Genomic DNA, 16,167 nt, shown 5'->3' on the forward strand with positions numbered 1-16,167 from the left:
TTGCCCTCTTGACGATGGCAGTGACAGGCGCTGTGACATGGTTGTGGAAGCCGCTCCCCCTGAAGTGGGGTTGGCTGGAACCAGCGAGTTGGGTGATCGCCGTTGTCTTCACTCCAGCTGCATTCCTCCTAGCGGTCATCATGTGGCGTCGGCCGAAAGGTCCCCCCGAGGCGGGGTCGATAGCCGACTTGTCACCACGCCTTCTCCCGGTCTCCGCCTTCAGCGCTGCATGGGCGGGCGTGCATCCGACTGTACGTCTAGAAGGCGCGCCGCAGGGTGATAGAAAAGACGGGGATGTGCAAGAAGAGGCTCCGCTGTATATCCAACGAGTTATCGACCAGGAGATGAACGACCGGCTCTCTAAAGCGCGGGAACGTGGTCAGGGGTTCCTGCTTCTAATCGGGAACTCTGCGGCAGGTAAGACTCGATCGGCCTACGAAGCGGTCGTGAGCAACTTCCCGGACTGGAACGTATTCCTGCCCGCGTCGGGCGAAGATCTTCAGTGGCTTAGTAGGCAGCAGATTAGGAAGCCCACGATCGTCTGGTTGGACGAGTTACAGAGGTTCCTGCCTGGCGAAGGTAGTAGCGGCATAGGCAAGGAGAGCTTCCTCGCCCTATGGTCCAAGCGCAAGCCCGTCATTTTCTTGGGGACAATCTGGCCCGACCGATACCAGCATTATTTATCACTACCCGAACGATCCGAGGGTTACGCTGCTCAGCGAAAGGATCGCATTGTAGGGGTTCTGCGTCTCGCCGAGCGGATTTACGTTGAGGACAATTTTGCAGCCTCCGAGGAGTCTACCGCACGAGCGCTCGCGAAGAGAGATTATCGGATTAAGGTCGCCCTTCAGGATTCTCACTACGGCGTCACGCAGGTACTTGCAGGTGCGCCCGAGTTGGTTGCCTCGTGGCAAGATGCCGATTCCTATTCGAAGGCGTTAATCACGGCCGCCGTCGACATACGTCGTTTAAGGATCGTAGGTGGCTTAACGCCAGCCCTGCTTAAGCGAGCAACCAGCATCTACCTCAATAATGAGGAAGTCGCTCGGGCCTCGGCGGATTGGTTCGAAAGGGCCATCTTGTACTGTACACAGCGGAACCGAGGTGCAACCTCTGTATTGATCCCCCTATCAGGGGCCGAATTCGGCATCGCCGCCGGTTATGAACTGGCAGACTACATCACGTCCTACGGTGCCCGTGTTCGTGAAAGTGAGCCGATACCGGCAGAACTCTGGGGTATCTTGGGAGAGCAAATTCATGATTCTATAGACCTTCAACAGCTCGCTTCCGCCGCAGATACACGTGACGTTCGGCGCTATGCCGAGGCCATGTACAGGAGATCGTTGGCTCTCGGCAACGCTGAAGCCGGCTTCTGGCTTGGCTTGATGCTTCTAGACCAGGGCCGGAAGAAGGAAGCAGTTGAGGTGCTTAGACAAGCCGCGAATATGGGCAGTAAGGACGCGATAGAAGCCTTTGCCGATTACGGTCCTGGCGACGAGGCCATCAAAGTGTTGCGCCGCCTCCTCGCATCTGGCGATGAATTGCCACACTACGATGTACGCTTAACCATCGCGCGACTCCTGGATGACGAGGGTCGCTGTGACGAGGCTGAGCAGGAGCATCTGCAGGCGATTGCCGAGAAGCGGAAGCATGCAGTTCATTACTACGCACTTCGCTTTGAAGAACGCGGCAACCTGGCAGAGGCATTGGATTGGTACCTGCGAGCCATTGATGCGGGCGATCTGGCTGCGTCAGAGCGTGCTTGCCATTTACTGGCGAAGGACGGGCGGTTTGCTGAAGCCAAGGCGATTTACGAGGTCGTCATGAACAGCGGCGATGAACGCGCACCGGATTGGTGGGCGAGGATCCTAGTAGATGCCGATCGCCTAGATGAGGCACTTGCGCTTGCCAAATCAAGCGGGTCATACCATCAGATTGGCAAAGCTCTGGCGTTGGCTGACAGGGTCGATGAGGCATTGGCCGTGTATAAGAAACAGATCGACCGAGGCGACGTCTGGGCGCATTACTACAGCGCGGAACTCCTGGAGTCACATAATCGCTATGAGGAGGCATTCCCGCACCGGATCGAAAGCCTCAGTCTCGGTCCTTACGTTTCAGGGTACGCGGTCGTCCAGCATTTTGCGCTTAACGGTGATCTCGACGTGGCACTGACACTACACCGCTACTATTTCGCCAAAGGTGTCGATGTGATGTCAGACGAATTGGCGGCCGCGCTGATTAAGGCGGGTCGCCTACCGGAATTGCTGGAGATGGTCGGGCGCTCGGCGATGCGCGGGAACGATGGGGGTAATGTTCACCAGCTCTGCCGAATGCTCGAACGTCACGGATATGGGGAAATTGCGGAGGTTTTGCGGAGGCACGGCCTCACAGCTGAAGGTACTCCAGCGGCGCCCTTACCCTTCCCGGAGCGCCCGCCTAACGGTATGGATCCCCCCGACGGGCTCGCCGCCCAGCTGCATCGTCCTGAGTAGCCAAGGCTGTGTATCCGCCCGAAGTTCCCCGTACGGCAGCGGGCGGAAGGGCAGACCAGCGCCGCCCGACGGTGGCCACGCTGTGTCCGCTGCTGGCAGTGTGGGGCACACCGGGGGCACAAGACACTGTCAAACGTCGTCAAACAGCCACCAACGATGGCAGCCTGAGACGCCCTGCGAGCAGGTGTCGTGGGCCATTCATGCTGGTGGCCGAACGGCGGCTCCATGTTCCGCTTCAACTCACACTCTCTTCGTTTGCTCGGCGAACTCAGGCAGTCGACGAGGCTATGGGACGGCGATTGACGTTGCTTGCTCCAATAACCCGACTCGTGGGGAGATGCGTAAATTGCGGTTATTTTCCTTGCTGCGCCAGCTCGCCTCGCAACTCGTATCGCCGTAATCTATGCGCGTGGCAATTGAGACGATCAACGACAGGTTCGAGATCACTAGCCGGCTGGGATCTGGCGGCATGGGTGAGGTTTGGCGAGCTTACGATCAACTCCTAGGTCGTGATGTCGCGATGAAATTCATTGGTGAGCGCGAGTTGCGGGAAACTCCTGGTGCTGAATCTATTCTTCGAGACGAAGCACGGGCCGGAGGAAGCCTGCTCGGACATCCCCAGGTCGTAAGCGTCCTAGATTTGCTGGATGTTGACACCTCCTTGCATAAAGGGCCAGCGCTAGTAATGGAATACGTCGAGGGATGCAACCTTGCCGAATGGATTGCTCAACATGTGCCAAAGCTTGATGAGCGTACGCGGCAGGTGCTCGGGCTCTTCATTTCATTAGAAATTATTCAGGCGATACAAGCAGCCCATCGTCGCGGAATTTTGCACAGGGACGTCAAGCCACTTAACGTCCTGCTATCCACTGACGGACGCGTGAAGGTGGCGGACTTCGGCTTAGCGCGAGTAGTGGAAGCTATTACGCGAACGCACACTGTTAAGGCTCGGCAGACTCCCCTTTACGCCGCACCCGAGCAGTGGCGGGAAGAAAAGTTGGACAAGAACACTGACGTTTACCAACTTGCGGCCACCCTCTATCACCTTCTCGCCGGGCGCCCAGTGAACGAGGGCCAGGGGCTTTGGGGGCTGTACCGCTGGCACGAGGTCGGCAAGCCTGTCCCACTCAAGGAGCACGTGCCGTCCCTTCCTTCCGAAGTAGCTGATGTGATTATGGAGGGGCTAAAGGAGAAGGGGGAGGATCGCCCCTCCCTGTGGTCAATGTTCGATCCGATCTCTACTGCATTGATGAAGCCGTGTCGCCTTGAGGTGGAGGTGGCGGGCTGCACGGATGAGCAGGTTACTCAAATTGCGGAGGTCACCGACTTCGACGAAGAGCTGCTGCGCACGCCAGGCAACGGCTTTCTCTTCCCTAATCCATTAGAGGCGGCACAGGAAGGCATTGCCGCAGTATTGCTAGGAGGAGATAGTAAGATCCTAGCGCCGTAATCAGAGGAAATGTCTCGGTGAGGTGGGATGAGTTCCGTTAGCGCCACGCGGATCGCCGCCCCCCAGGTATGTACGTCGGCCTGCCAAGGTGCGAGCGAATGTTCTCGACGCTAATGGCTTCATGCTATCGACAGCAACGGTGACAGCAACGAGCCCGGACGAGAACGGCCACCGACCGGCGGAGCGCGGATCGTCGACCGAGGTCGCGTACGAGGACGGATGTCGCCGCGTAAAGCGCCCAGAACTTGTAAGCGAGACGCCGCGTCTCAGAGGGCGAACCAGGCTTATCGAGGAAGCGGGTTGGCGACGTAGACGCCCTTGCCCTGCCGGCCGTCGATCAAGCCCTCGGCCTTCAGCAGCAGCATGGCGGCCCGGATGACCGTGTTGCTGACCTTGTAGTGCTCGCAGAGGGCGGCGAACGACGGCAGTTTGTCGCCCGGCTTCAACTGGCCGGAGCTGACCTGCTCGCGGATATCTCGGGCGACCTGTAGGTAGGCAGCTTCAGACATAGGTGGTGCTCCCAGCTTGGCGGCTGGTGCAAGCAGACCACATCGCAGGCTCGACTTACAACGCTATGTGTCGTAGCTGTTGACCCTGCGCACATTGCGTCCTAAGTTGCTCGTGGGGCTACCCAGCTTGGCGGCCGGGTGTCCTGCCGTGGGTGCCCTGTCTCCGGACACGGCTGACCGGGTGCCCACGGGACCGCAAGCGTCGGCGGGAGCTGTGATGACCGAACCGAGCGATGCAACTGGTCCGACCGCAGATGACGCGCGAGATACCGGCTACCACCAGAGGCGGGACAACAGCCGGCGGCGCGTGTCCTACGACGAGTACGTCCTGACGGCGGCGCTCACTCTCGCCCGTCGGCACCGACCCGTCTGGTCATGGCAGCACTGGCGCCGCATCTGCCGCTGCGGAAGCGACCTACCCTGCCGAAGCCATCATCCCATCCCGATCAACCGCGGCCACTGGCCGAGCCAGGATGCGCCGCGATGACGACCCATCTCCCGATTACACCGGCTTGGACCTGCGGCGGTTGCGGTGCCGACTGGCCCTGCCGGACCCGGCGGCGGGAGCTGCGAGCCGAATACGACCGCGCCCCGGTGTCACTCGCCCTGTACCTGGCCGCCCAGCTCGTCGACGCCACGCAGGACCTAGCCCACGTCCCCGCCGGCCACCTCCACCACCGCTTCCTCGGCTGGACCCGATGAGCATCCTGCGACCCGGCGACGAGAAGCTCCACTACAGCGACGGCTCGCACAAGTGGATCCCACCGGACCCGGACTACGACCAGGAGGTCTGGGACGAGCAGGTCCGCCAGCACAAGCAAGGCCATCTCAGGAACGAGCGCCCGAAGGTCCGCATCCAGCGCCTCGTGTGATGCCAGCAGTACAGCAGCGAAGTACAGCAACCGTGCCAGCCAAACCCGGCCGAGAAGCACCCAAGCAGGCCGAATGACCTCGCACCGCACCCGATCAGGCCGACTCGCCGGCAATCCATAGGTTCAGGGTTCGAGTCCCTGGCGGCCCACTCCTCCACAGGTCAGCGACCCCGACCGGGGTCGTGTTGCCGAGATCCGGGTCGATACAGCAGCAGCGGCGCCTTACCGGTCGAGCTCGCTGCCGAGCCGCTTGAGGGCGTCGCGGGTGGCTGCCGAGCAGAGCACTGCCCGACCCGCCAGCGGCCGTACGAGCCATCAGGGTCCGCTTGACGTGGCGGGCCGGCCGGCTCCCCAGGAGGGCGGGTCAATGGCAGACGGGATGGCTAGTTCGACGGCGTCTGCTGCGCCGCCTGCTGTCCGGCGGGGTGGCGGCCGGTGCCGGCGGGGTGGCGGCCGGTGCCTACCGGTCGGCCGTTGCGCGAGCGATCAGGGGAGGCCCCTGATCGGGCAGGACGACGATGAACTGCCACGGTCCGTGCTCGACCCTGGCAAGCCCGACGGATCCGTTGACGCTTAGCGCCCCGATCAGGGCGGGGCTGCCTTCGACGATTCGGTCCAGCTGGGCGTAGTGCTTGGCCAGACTGGCGGCGGGGCCGTTGATCCACGGCTTGATCTCGGCGCCTCGGCGCAGAGCGTCGAGCAGGTCCTCGCGCACCGGTCCGGCCGCAGCCGCCAGGAGCCGGTCGTGCAGGCGTTCCTGCCCACAGGGCCGGGTGGGCGCGGCGGCGGCCCGCTGCCGGCAGGTCACGCAGGCCGAGGCGTCCTCACGGTCGAAGAGATGCCGGTACAACTCGATCTGGTCCTCGACGAGGCCGCACAGGCTTTCCTCGTCGCCCTAAAGCGTGCTGCACGGAGGGTGTAAGCGGGTGGATCGCATTGCCGAACTGGGCCGGGACCCGTGCTGCGGCGAACGACCAGCCTTCTTGATCAGCAGAGGTCACGGCGCGAGGTTACCGACCTGAGGGCTGAGGCGTTGTACCCCTGCCCCCGGGCCCAAGGGCTCAGGGGCTAGTCCGGGCGCTGCGGCTGTCGGATGAACTGTCGGTCGCGCGCGCTAACCGAGGCCGATGGGCCGGCCGCTCGGAGGACGACGTCGAGGACCAGATCTGGGTCTGCTTCGTAGGCGCCGCTGGCCCACGCGGCATTTGCCTCGATGACGGCCCAGCGGCCGTCGGTTAGTCCCACGTCTACGACGATGGCTGAGGGCAGCGTGTGCCCGTATCGGGCGATGAGGTCCGCGCCGAAGGCCAGCGCGTCGGTCGACGGAGGGCCGAGGTGCAATCGGCCGTCCTCGGCGTACTGGCTGCCTGCATAGACAACACCGTCGAGCAGGTGTAGCCGGTACTCGGCGGAGAAGTCGACGATGTCGCTGACGAGCACTGGAGTCCGCCGGTCGAGAGCATCGGGGCCGGGAAGGCGGGAGCCGTCGGTATAGATCATCGCCGGGATGTTCTTGTCGTTGGGTGACTTGATGAAGGCTGGTCGACGGAGTTCGTAGGCCTCCCCGATAGCAACCAGTTTGATCTCCCGGCGGGTGAGGTCGCGGGGAAGCCGAGTCAGCCAGCCGGGCTCGGCCTCCAAAGGTGCGATCCCGAGCAGCGGTGCGACGACGTCGGCGAAGCTTGGTCCCGCATGGAGGTGATCAGCATGCATTTCGGCGGGTACTTCGAAGGTGCGGAGCTGGATGGTGCGTAGTCCGCGTCGGTGAGCGGCGTCGCGCAAGCTCTGAGCCGAGGCTGTGAGGCGCGGTGGCAGGACAAGTGTCACGAACGATGATCCTGCCCCGACACGCCGCCACTGTTACACCGGTTATCAGGTGTCCAGGTCGCGAGCGGCCGAATGCGGGCACCAAGGACAAGACGAGTCGTCCCTAGCATGGCGGCCATGAACGTTGGTGAGCTCCGAGAGTGGCTTTCGACCCAGGACGAGCGATCTCCCGTGTACGTCCTGGGCGTCAGCGAGAGCGGCGAAGCTGTGCAGGAGTGGAACGTCAACATGGGTACCGGTCAGGGCCCGTCCGACGAGGTGGACGCCGTGATCATCTCGTGGGTGCACTCCGCAGAAGCCGAGGCGAGGTACCAGGAGCGGTACAAGGAGCAGTGAGCAGCGGACGAGGGCACAGCTACGGCCCGCGCTGTCGCTCTTGCAACGGTTGAGAGTGACCCGGTAACGGGACTACGGGGTGATCAGCGGCGCGGCACACTGTCTGCTGTGGGGACGCCGGCGCCAATCACGGTTCATGACATGACTGTCGCTCTGGACTACGGGCAGTTCACTCTCTCCGGTACGACGGACGTCGACTCGGACCTGAGCATGCTCGGGCGGGAGGCGCAGGCCGGCCAGCACATCGCCAGCGACGATCACACGGTGCTCGTGTACGTGCCGCACCAGAACAACTTCGAGATGCCACTCCGGGTCGAGGTGTGGGCCGAGCCGCCGCCCCGGGATTTCGGGCAGTGGGAAGAGATTTTCGAGTGCGCGTTGGAGATCGACGGCGGAGAGCTGTGGTACGGCTCGCCGACGTTGGAGTACAGGCGGTGTGAGGTGCCCGACGGGCGATACGGGGTGCGCATCTGCGGCCGGGGCTTCGTCAACCGGGGCTGGCCCGGTTCCACCAGACCAGGCGACGTCTGGCGCGTGCAGCTGTGGCCGTCCACGAGGAACCTGCCGGACCGCAGGATCCGGGCCTGGCATCCGCCGGAGCCGACGACCGGGCCCGTCTCGCCGACCACGTGAGCGAGCGCTGGTAGCTTGACGCGTCCCGCGAGAAGTGGAGTCTGTCCGTGCCCAGGATGGTGCTGCGTAGGTTGGTCGCGGTGGTGGCCGTTTCGGTGGTGACGAGCTGTGCTTCTTCAACGGCTCAACCGGTGGACCAAGCGGCCGACGAAACGAAGCCGACGACAGCCACACTTCCGGCGACCGGCGGATCCGGGTACTCGGCGGCGCTGTCCGCACGCTTGGTGAACTCGGACTCGCTGCCACCCGGGTTCGCCGTGGACATTGCGACTGTCATGGCGCAGGACGCCGGCGACAACCATTCCGGCGGCGCCTCGTCCTGTACGCACGAGACGATCCCGCTGCTGTCGGCCCGTCGGCTGACCGGCACTCCGTCGGCGATGGCCGCAGCCACCCTCAGCCATGACGTGGGTCCCGATGACTTCTGGGTGGGCACCGAAGTCATCCGGACCTACGCCGACGACGGTGCCCGACGAGCGATGGCCGACCTGCGAGCCTTCATCGACCGTTGCCCCACCGTTTCGACGTCCGGCCAACTCGGCGGCGGTAGCCACCGCTACGCAGCGGCGTCGGGGCCCCGGTTGGGCGATGAGAGTGTCCACGTCAGCTGCACCGCGACGTCGACGGACGTTGAGGCGCTGAAGTGCGACGTCCTGCTCGTCCGGATCGGGACCACTCTGCTGGTGATTCAGGAGGAGGGCAACAAACCCGGTAACGACGAGCTACTCACCCAGGTCGCCGAAGCTGCGCTCCGCAGATACCAGTCGACCGGATCCTGAGCTCCGCCGTCACTCGCGCCTGGCAGAGCCGCGCAAGGCGTACGTCACAAGGCCCGCCACCGCCAGGACGGCCGCGACCGCCGCCGCCGGCCGGCTGGCGTGGGGCTGGCCCGCCCAGGTGGCGAGCGCCCCCCATGTGCCCGGCTGGGGGAACAGGGCGGCGGCGACCGCCCAGCCCAGGGGGAGGAACCAGGCGCGGGCCGCGCCCACGACCGTCGCGCAGAGGGCGGTGAGGCCCAGCAGGCCTGCGGAGTCGCGGATCACGAGCGCGGCGGGGCCGAAGCGGGCGCCTGTGGGTTGGGTGGCGAGCAGCACGACGAGTACGAGCGCCAGGGCGGCCAGCAGGTGCAGGGCTCGTCGCCACGGCCAGTGCAGTGCGGCTGTGCGTTCCAGGTCTTCGTCGGGGGCGGCAAGCGTGGTCGACAGGACCGCAACCATCAGCATGACCGTCAGGACGACGAGCAGGAGGATGGCGTCGCGTTCCTTGGAGAGGGTCAGCCACAGCGCCCAGATGAGGGCTGCGGCGCCGACGGACGCGGCAAGTGCCAGGGGTACGCGTCGTGCGCGCAGGTGCAGGGTCATTTCGACAGCAGTCCGGTGGGGTCCTGGCAGGTGAGGATCGCGTCGCGTACCGCGGTCACGCGGGAGAGCGCTTCCGGTGCGGGGAGCTTCTGCAGGCCCTGCCACAGGGCGACCGCCTCGGCGTTGAGCTGCGGTTCCTCCTCGATCATCTCGGGGATGACGCCGACGTCGGAGACCGGCTCGCGGCCGAGCAGGTGGTAGGCGGCTGCCCGTTCGACGGCGCCGTTGCGCTCGCATTCCGCGTTGCCGTAGCCGGCACCCAGGCCGAAGACCATCTCGGGGACCATGGCGTCGGGGTGGGCCAGGCCGCCGTGGTCGTCGATCCGGACGGTGATCGTGACGACGTCGGGGTCGCGGGCGGCCGCGTCCCCGGTGAACCAGGCCCGCGTGTCCTCGTGCGCCTGGGTGGGGGCGTCCGGCATCTTCGCGAGGACGGACAGGCCCTGGCGGGCGAGCGGGGTCAGCGCGTCCAGCACGTTCGCGTGGACGCGTGTGACGCAGACCTTCGGCGCGTCGTCGGTGCAGACGAGTTCCCGGGCCACGGGGTCGATCGGTGCGATGAGGCTGGCCTCGTCGCGGGGGACGATCACCGCCGCGACGCCGAAGCCGAGCAGCACCGGCAGCGCGGCGGCCACCGACGTCCGTGGGCCCCGGGCGACGATCAGGAGTACGCCGGTCAGCGCGAGCCCGCCCATGAAGATGGCGAGCACTGCGGTGACCCGCGGGTCGATGGTCTGGAACGGGTAGAACGGTGTGCTGCCGTACGCGGGGGACAGGATCGCGCTCATCCAGTCCGGTCGCATGATCGCGGTGAAGAAGACAAGCAGCACACCGGCCACGGCGAGCACGGGTGCGGTCACCAGAGCGGGCAGCAGTCGTCCGATGCCCAGGCCGAGCCACGCCGCCGCCACCAGGGAGAACGCGCCGACAAGCGTGATGGCGACGAAGCTCGGCGGGAAGTAGGCGGCGGTCGAGACGATCCGCAGGCCGGCCGCGCCCATCACGAGCAGGAAGGCGAGCCCGAGCGAGGCTCCCATCGCGACGAGGACCGGCAGCATCCGGCGGGCGCGGGACCGGGGCGTGGTGGCGAACAGCTCGCCGACCTTGGCCCGGTGCTCGCGGCGGCCCTGCCACGCTCCGGCGGCCAGGGCGATCGGCCACAGCAGGATCATGTACTCCTTTGTGGTCAGCGCGAGGGCCATCCAGCCCTCCGACCAGCGGCCCGGGGCGGTGTAGAGGGCGGCGACGCCGACCACCAACGCGATCAGGGCGGCGCCGGCCGCTGCGGAGCGCCGCAGTTCGATCCCGAGGACGCTCATCGGGCGGCCTCCGCGAGGTGGCGGCGCAGCAGGGCCGAGTAGCCGCGTTCGGCGGGGCTGTCGCCCGGGTGGCGTTCGTCGCCCTGCTCGGCCAGCGCGGCGGGGGTGCCCTGCCACACCAACCGACCCTCGTTGATCAGCACGACCTCGGTGCAGGCGGCGACAACGTCCTCGACGAGGTGGGTGGAGACCAGCACGCAGGCGTCCGTACCCAGGTCGCGCAGCAGCTCGCGCAGGTCGAGGCGCTGCTCGGGGTCGAGGCCGACGGTCGGCTCGTCCAGCAGCAGCACCTGCGGGTCGTTGACGATGGCCTGGGCGGCGCCGGCCCGGCGCAGCATCCCGCCGGAGAGTGTCCGGAGCTTGGCGTCGGCCTTGGCGCTGAGCCCCACCCGGTCGATCGCGCGCTGGGTGGCCGCCGGGATGTCGCGCTTCGGCATCTCCTTCAACCAGGCCATGTACGACACGAACTCGCGCACACTGAACCGCGGGTAGTAGCCGAAGTGCTGCGGCAGGTAGCCCAGCGCGCGCCGGGCCTGGCGCAGGTCGGCGCGGCCGTCGACCGAACTGCCGAGCAGGGTGAGCTGACCTCCGGCCGGCTTGAGCACAGTGGCGATGGCACGCATCAACGTCGTCTTGCCGGCGCCGTTGCGCCCCAGCAGGCCGTGCACGCCCGTGCCCAGGCTCAGGTCGAGCCCGTCGACGGCCAGGTGGCGGCCGGCCCGTACCTTCAGCGCCTCGGCGTGTACGGCCCAGGGGTGGATGGTGGTGGCCGTCTCGGCCGTACTCACCGCTCGCATCGTGGTTCCCTTCAGAACGAGGTGAGGCGCCGGAAACTGTTGGCGCGCAGGAGGGTCAGGGCGGCCAGCACGACAGTGGCGACCGCCCATCCGCCGACGGCTGACGGCTGGAGGAGCACCGGAAGGTCGGCGGTGGCCAGGCTGGGTGCGACCACTGCGGCGGCCCAGGCCGCCATCAGGCCGATCGCCGCGCGGTGGACGCCGACGAGGGAGCCGAGCAGCAGCGTCGCGGCGGTGAAGGCCAGACACGGCAGCAGCATCAGCGCCGGGTCCGCCCGGCTGTCGCCGAGGACGGCGAACGCGGCGAGCACCGGGATGACGAGGACGAGCACCACGGCGGTACGACGCAGCATCATCGTCAGGCCTGCCGAGGGGGTGCCGACGATCAGCTCCCAGGCCGGGTCGCCGCGTCTGCTCCAGGCCGCCGCGATCGCCGGCAGCGGCGCCAGGGGCGCGAGCAGCAGCACGATCGACGGCAACTCGGACAGGAAGTAGGTGAGCACTGCCGCGGTGCCGAGCACCCCTGCGGTCATGGCGACCCACGGCAGCAGCGCCGCCACGAACCAGCGCTGCCGCACCGGCGTACGGAAGAAGCTCCTGGATCGTGGCGCGGGCCCGGCGGCGATCCCACGGTGGACGGCCGCCGCGACCTCGGCGACCAGGGCGCGCGACTGGGCGGTGGTGCTGCCGGCCAGGCGGGCGCGGCAGTCCGCGCAGCTCTCCAGATGCACCTCGATCGACCAGACGGTCGCCTCGTCGAGGCCGGGATCGCCGTCGGCGTAGCGGTCGATGTCGTTCAGGGTGGGGTGCGTGGTCATGACAGGGCCTCCCGCAGGACGATCCGGGCGCGGCGGATCCGGGACTTGACGGTGTTCTCCGGTACGCCCAGCAGCACGGACGTCTCGCGGACGGTGAAGCCGTCGAGGACTGTGGCGCGCAGCACCGCGCGGACCTCGGGAGGCAGCACGGCGAGGGCCTGTTCGAGTTCCTGCCCGACCCGGCTGGCCAGCACCTCGTCCTCGGCGGCGGGTACGACCGTCTCGACCTGGTGCACCTGCGGCATCCGGGCCTGCCGGGAGCGGCGCCGGAACGCGTCCACCAGGCGGTGCGCGGCGATGGTCCACAACCAGCCGACGGCGCTGCCGCTGACCTGGTCACCGGCGAAGCTGCCGGCCGCCCGCCAGACCGTCAGGTAGGTCTCCTGGAGGACGTCGGCGACCACGTCCGCGTCGGCGCACCGACGTCGCAGCCGCACCTCCAGCCAGGGTGCGGTACGCCTGTAGAGCTCGTCGAAGGCCCGCCGGTCGCCGCGGGCCACCCGGCGGACGAGTTCCTGCTCGTCGGCCGCGTCCAGACTTCGTCTCACATCAGGTAAGACGACGACCTCCTCGCGATCGGGTCACGCATCGGTGTGACCGCCGTCACCAATGCCCGTTGGCAGTCATCAACGTTGCACTGCCCCGGGTCGGCTGGTTAGGTTGACGCCATGTCCAGCTCGTACGCGTTCCCGACGGCGTCCCCCGACGTCCTGTTCGGCGCGCTGCGACGCCGGCGGTCCTGCGACCGCCCGCGCTGAGCATCCCTCACCTGCGACCGGCGGATCGAGCCGCCGGTCATCACCGATCGTCCTCGGTCCGCCCGCATCCCCTTCCGGTGATCCGCGAGCGGCGGATCCGAGCGAGATCGGCGTACCCATGGATCTGGAAGAACTGCTTACCGACCGGCTGGCACCGGCGTTCGCGACGGTGGCCGGCGTACCGGTGAACCCTGTCGTGCGGCGGTCCGGGCGCGCGGACTTCCAGTCCGACGCGGCGCTCGCGCTGGCCCGGCGGCTCGGCCGGCCGCCGCGCGACATCGCCGCCGAGGTGCTGGGGTACGCCGATCTTTCCGACCTGTGCAGCGTCGCCGAGGTGTCCGGGCCGGGCTTTCTCAACCTGACAGTCGCCGACACGGCCCTGGCCGGGCTGGTGTCGGCGCTCGCCACCGACCCCCGGCTGGGTGTGCCGGTGGCCGCCGAGCCGGAGACCGTGGTCATCGACTACTCGGCGCCGAACGTGGCGAAGGAGATGCACGTCGGCCACCTGCGCTCGACGGTGATCGGCGACGCGACGGCCCGGCTGCTGGAGTGGCTGGGGCACCGGGTGCTGCGGGCCAACCACCTGGGCGACTGGGGCACCCCGTTCGGGATGCTGATCGAGCACCTGGTCGACCTGGGTGAGGTGGAGGCCGCGCAGGAACTGTCCGTCGGTGACCTGGATTCGTTCTACAAGGCGGCCCGGTCGGCGTTCGACGCCGACGAGGCGTTCCGCGAGCGGTCCCGGCGGCGGGTGGTGGCCCTGCAGGGCGGCGACGAGGTGACGCTGCGGCTGTGGCGGCTGCTGGTGGAGCAGTCCGAGCGGTACTTCATGACCGTGTACGACAGGCTCGACGTCACCCTCACCGAGCGGGACTTCTACGGCGAGAGCAGCTACAACGACAGGCTCGCCCCGGTGGTCGAGGACCTGGGTCGGCTCGGTCTGCTGCGGGAGAGCGACGGCGCGTCCTGTGTGTTCCCACCCGGCTCGGTGGGCCGGGACGGCGAGCCGCTGCCGTTGATCGTGCGCAAGTCCGACGGCGGGTACGGCTACCCGGCGACCGACCTGGCGGCGATCCGGCACCGGAGCGGCACGCTCGGCGCGACGCGGCTGCTCTACGTGGTCGGGCTGCCGCAACGGCGGCACTTCGAGATGGTGTACGCCGTCGCCGCGCAGGCCGGCTGGCTGTCCCCGCCGGCCCGGGCCGAGCATGTCGGATTCGGCTCGATCCTCGGGGCGGACGGGCGGATGCTGCGCAGCCGGGCCGGCGGGTCGGTGAAGCTGGTCGGTCTGCTGGAGGAGGCCATCTCCCGGGCGACCGCGCTGACCCGGGAGCGGAACCCGGAGCTGGGCGAGGCAGAGGCGGCCGAGGTGGGCCGGGCGGTAGGCATCGGCGCCATCAAGTACGCCGACCTGTCCAGTGACAGGCACCGGGACTACGTGCTCGACTGGGAACGGATGCTGTCCCTGGACGGCAACACGGCGCCCTACCTCCAGTACGCGTACTCCCGGATCCGGTCCATCTTCCGGCGGGCCGGCGTGGCGGCCCGGCCGGACGCGGCCGTCTCGCTGGTCGAGCCGGGGGAGCGGGCGCTCGCCTTCGAGCTTGTCGGCTTCGGCCGGGTGGTCGGCGAGGTGGCGGAGAACCTGGAGTTCCACCACCTCGCCGGGTACCTGTACCGGCTGGCCGCGGCGTTCAGCGCGTTCTACGAACGGTGTCCGGTGCTGCGCGCCGACGAGCCGGTCCGGGACAGCCGGCTGGTGCTCTGCGACCTGACCGCCCGGGTGCTCCGGCAAGGGCTGCACCTGCTGGGCATCCGGACCCCCGAACGCATGTGAGCGGAAGTCCGCAGCCTGGCGCCGACGGCCGACGTAGCTATCCTCTTCAGGTGCTGGTCCGTGTGGAGATCATTGACACGGGTCCGGCACTGCGAAGGGACTTTCGACATGCCCCGTGTGGTACCGGCGGTCATCCGCGCGCTCGACGTCCTCGAACTGTTCCTGGACTGTCCCCAACTGTCGGCCCGCCAGGTGATGGAGCGGCTCGACCTGCCGCGCACCACAGTCCACGAGCTGCTGGTCACGCTCGAGGCGCGCTCGTACCTGATCTCCGTGCCGGGCCAGCCGGTGCAGTACCGGCTCGGCATGCCGCTGTTCCAGTTGGGCGCGGCGTTCGCGGGTCGGCTTGATCTGGTACGCGAGGCGCAGGGCGTCGCGCGGGACGTGGCTGCCAAGTGCGACGAGGCAGTTCATGTGGCGGTGCTCGACGGCGCCGATGTCATCTACCTCGTCAAGTTCGACAGCACCCACCCGGTCCGGATGGTTTCCGGGGTCGGACTGCGGCTGCCGGCCCACTGCACGGCGGTCGGCAAGGTGCTGCTGTCGGCCCTCGACCAGCCGGCCCTTGATGCCGTCCTGTCGAAGGGTCCGCTGCCGGGCATGACGCCGGACAGCATCACCGACCCGGACCTTCTCCGCGAGCATCTCGACCGGGTCCGGGCGGAGGGCGTGGCGGTCGACGTCGGCGAGTCCGACAGCGCGATGCGCTGCGTCGCCGCGGCGATCCGGGACCATTCCGGCGCCGTCATCGCCGCGATGAGCCTGTCCGCGCCGATCATTCGCTGGACGCCTCAGGTGCAGGTGGAGTGGACCGGGCTGGTTCGCGAGGGCGCGGCCGCACTGTCGGCTCGCATGGGCTACCGGGCTCAGCCTCGATAGCCTCCCGTTTCCTTTCGAAATAAAATCGAAACATTGACACCTCTTGCGTAGGTGCTCTAGCGTCGCGTCCACTTGAAACGGTATTTCGAACTTCGTTCGAAATTTCGAACGAACAGGGGCCTGCCGACGCCACCGCGGCAACCCCACCAACTCCACTGACGGACACGCCAACCCGCTGGTCACAGAGGGCGACGTGTCCGTCGCCGTCGACGTGGTGACACGCGTTTTCGCCGAGTGCGCCTCCAGGTGCGCAGCGGTGCAGGGGAGATGAAGGAGGCG

General features: G+C 67.1%; 16 protein-coding genes. 8 read left to right on the forward strand and 8 right to left on the reverse strand.

Annotated features, from left to right (window positions below; all coding sequences use genetic code 11):
* Positions 1–344 precede the first annotated feature (344 nt).
* On the forward strand, positions 345–2,492 hold the full coding sequence (locus ACFY1S_RS13335; RefSeq protein WP_387116614.1) for a tetratricopeptide repeat protein: 2,148 nt from the start codon (positions 345–347) through the stop codon (positions 2,490–2,492).
* Between the two features lie 409 nt (positions 2,493–2,901).
* The gene (locus ACFY1S_RS13340; RefSeq protein WP_387116617.1) at positions 2,902–3,942 is read left to right on the forward strand and encodes a serine/threonine-protein kinase; all 1,041 of its coding nucleotides are present in this window, start codon (positions 2,902–2,904) and stop codon (positions 3,940–3,942) included.
* A 284-nt stretch (positions 3,943–4,226) separates the two neighbouring features.
* On the opposite strand, the gene ACFY1S_RS13345 is transcribed toward ACFY1S_RS13340, so the two are convergent.
* The gene (locus ACFY1S_RS13345) at positions 4,227–4,451 is read right to left on the reverse strand and encodes a winged helix-turn-helix domain-containing protein (RefSeq protein WP_091269831.1); all 225 of its coding nucleotides are present in this window, start codon (positions 4,449–4,451) and stop codon (positions 4,227–4,229) included.
* A gap of 698 nt (positions 4,452–5,149) precedes the next feature.
* Here ACFY1S_RS13345 and ACFY1S_RS13350 point away from each other — a divergent pair.
* Positions 5,150–5,323 (forward strand): hypothetical protein, encoded by a 174-nt coding sequence (locus ACFY1S_RS13350; RefSeq protein WP_387116620.1) that lies wholly within the window; start codon positions 5,150–5,152, stop codon positions 5,321–5,323.
* A 460-nt stretch (positions 5,324–5,783) separates the two neighbouring features.
* On the opposite strand, the gene ACFY1S_RS13355 is transcribed toward ACFY1S_RS13350, so the two are convergent.
* Both ACFY1S_RS13355 and ACFY1S_RS13360 read right to left on the reverse strand, forming a co-directional pair.
* Positions 5,784–6,173 carry a hypothetical protein gene (locus ACFY1S_RS13355; RefSeq protein ID WP_387116623.1) on the reverse strand — a complete coding sequence of 130 codons (390 nt, stop codon included), beginning with the start codon at positions 6,171–6,173 and terminating at the stop codon, positions 5,784–5,786.
* A gap of 218 nt (positions 6,174–6,391) precedes the next feature.
* Entirely contained in the window at positions 6,392–7,150 is a 759-nt protein-coding gene (locus tag ACFY1S_RS13360) for an ATP-grasp domain-containing protein (RefSeq protein ID WP_387116626.1), read from the reverse strand.
* 117 nt (positions 7,151–7,267) lie between these two features.
* On the opposite strand from ACFY1S_RS13360, the gene ACFY1S_RS13365 reads away from it, so the two are divergent.
* The 3 genes from ACFY1S_RS13365 to ACFY1S_RS13375 all read left to right on the forward strand — a co-directional run bounded on the left by ACFY1S_RS13365 (position 7,268) and on the right by ACFY1S_RS13375 (position 8,898).
* The gene (locus ACFY1S_RS13365) at positions 7,268–7,486 is read left to right on the forward strand and encodes a hypothetical protein (protein ID WP_387116629.1); all 219 of its coding nucleotides are present in this window, start codon (positions 7,268–7,270) and stop codon (positions 7,484–7,486) included.
* Positions 7,487–7,627: 141 nt separating this feature from the next.
* Positions 7,628–8,119, forward strand: a complete 492-nt coding sequence (locus ACFY1S_RS13370) for a hypothetical protein (RefSeq protein WP_387116633.1) — start codon at positions 7,628–7,630, stop codon at positions 8,117–8,119.
* 47 nt (positions 8,120–8,166) lie between these two features.
* Positions 8,167–8,898 carry a hypothetical protein gene (locus ACFY1S_RS13375; RefSeq protein WP_387116636.1) on the forward strand — a complete coding sequence of 244 codons (732 nt, stop codon included), beginning with the start codon at positions 8,167–8,169 and terminating at the stop codon, positions 8,896–8,898.
* 9 nt (positions 8,899–8,907) lie between these two features.
* Here ACFY1S_RS13375 and ACFY1S_RS13380 read toward each other — a convergent pair whose 3' ends face one another.
* From ACFY1S_RS13380 to ACFY1S_RS13400, 5 genes are read right to left on the reverse strand one after another with little or no spacing between them, the layout of a single operon-like run.
* Entirely contained in the window at positions 8,908–9,480 is a 573-nt protein-coding gene (locus ACFY1S_RS13380; RefSeq protein ID WP_387116639.1) for a hypothetical protein, read from the reverse strand.
* Complete coding sequence (locus tag ACFY1S_RS13385; RefSeq protein ID WP_387116642.1) at positions 9,477–10,799, reverse strand: hypothetical protein; 1,323 nt, start codon at positions 10,797–10,799, stop codon at positions 9,477–9,479. The genes ACFY1S_RS13380 and ACFY1S_RS13385 overlap by 4 nt, the downstream gene beginning before the upstream one ends.
* Complete coding sequence (locus ACFY1S_RS13390; RefSeq protein ID WP_387116645.1) at positions 10,796–11,596, reverse strand: ATP-binding cassette domain-containing protein; 801 nt, start codon at positions 11,594–11,596, stop codon at positions 10,796–10,798. Before ACFY1S_RS13390 ends, ACFY1S_RS13385 begins: the two co-directional genes overlap by 4 nt.
* Positions 11,597–11,607: 11 nt before the next feature.
* Positions 11,608–12,414 (reverse strand): zf-HC2 domain-containing protein, encoded by an 807-nt coding sequence (locus tag ACFY1S_RS13395; RefSeq protein WP_387116648.1) that lies wholly within the window; start codon positions 12,412–12,414, stop codon positions 11,608–11,610.
* Positions 12,411–12,962 carry an RNA polymerase sigma factor gene (locus tag ACFY1S_RS13400; RefSeq protein ID WP_387116651.1) on the reverse strand — a complete coding sequence of 184 codons (552 nt, stop codon included), beginning with the start codon at positions 12,960–12,962 and terminating at the stop codon, positions 12,411–12,413. Before ACFY1S_RS13400 ends, ACFY1S_RS13395 begins: the two co-directional genes overlap by 4 nt.
* A 328-nt stretch (positions 12,963–13,290) precedes the next feature.
* Here ACFY1S_RS13400 and argS point away from each other — a divergent pair, with 328 nt between their 5' ends.
* A complete protein-coding gene (gene argS / locus ACFY1S_RS13405) occupies positions 13,291–15,009 on the forward strand; it encodes an arginine--tRNA ligase (protein ID WP_387116654.1) in 1,719 nt (572 codons plus the stop codon).
* 108 nt (positions 15,010–15,117) lie between these two features.
* A complete protein-coding gene (locus ACFY1S_RS13410) occupies positions 15,118–15,888 on the forward strand; it encodes an IclR family transcriptional regulator (protein ID WP_364369530.1) in 771 nt (256 codons plus the stop codon).
* Positions 15,889–16,167 lie beyond the last annotated feature (279 nt).

Origin of the sequence: Micromonospora sp. NPDC000663 (assembly GCF_042898105.1) — a bacterium.
Taxonomy (GTDB): Bacteria; Actinomycetota; Actinomycetes; order Mycobacteriales; family Micromonosporaceae; genus Micromonospora.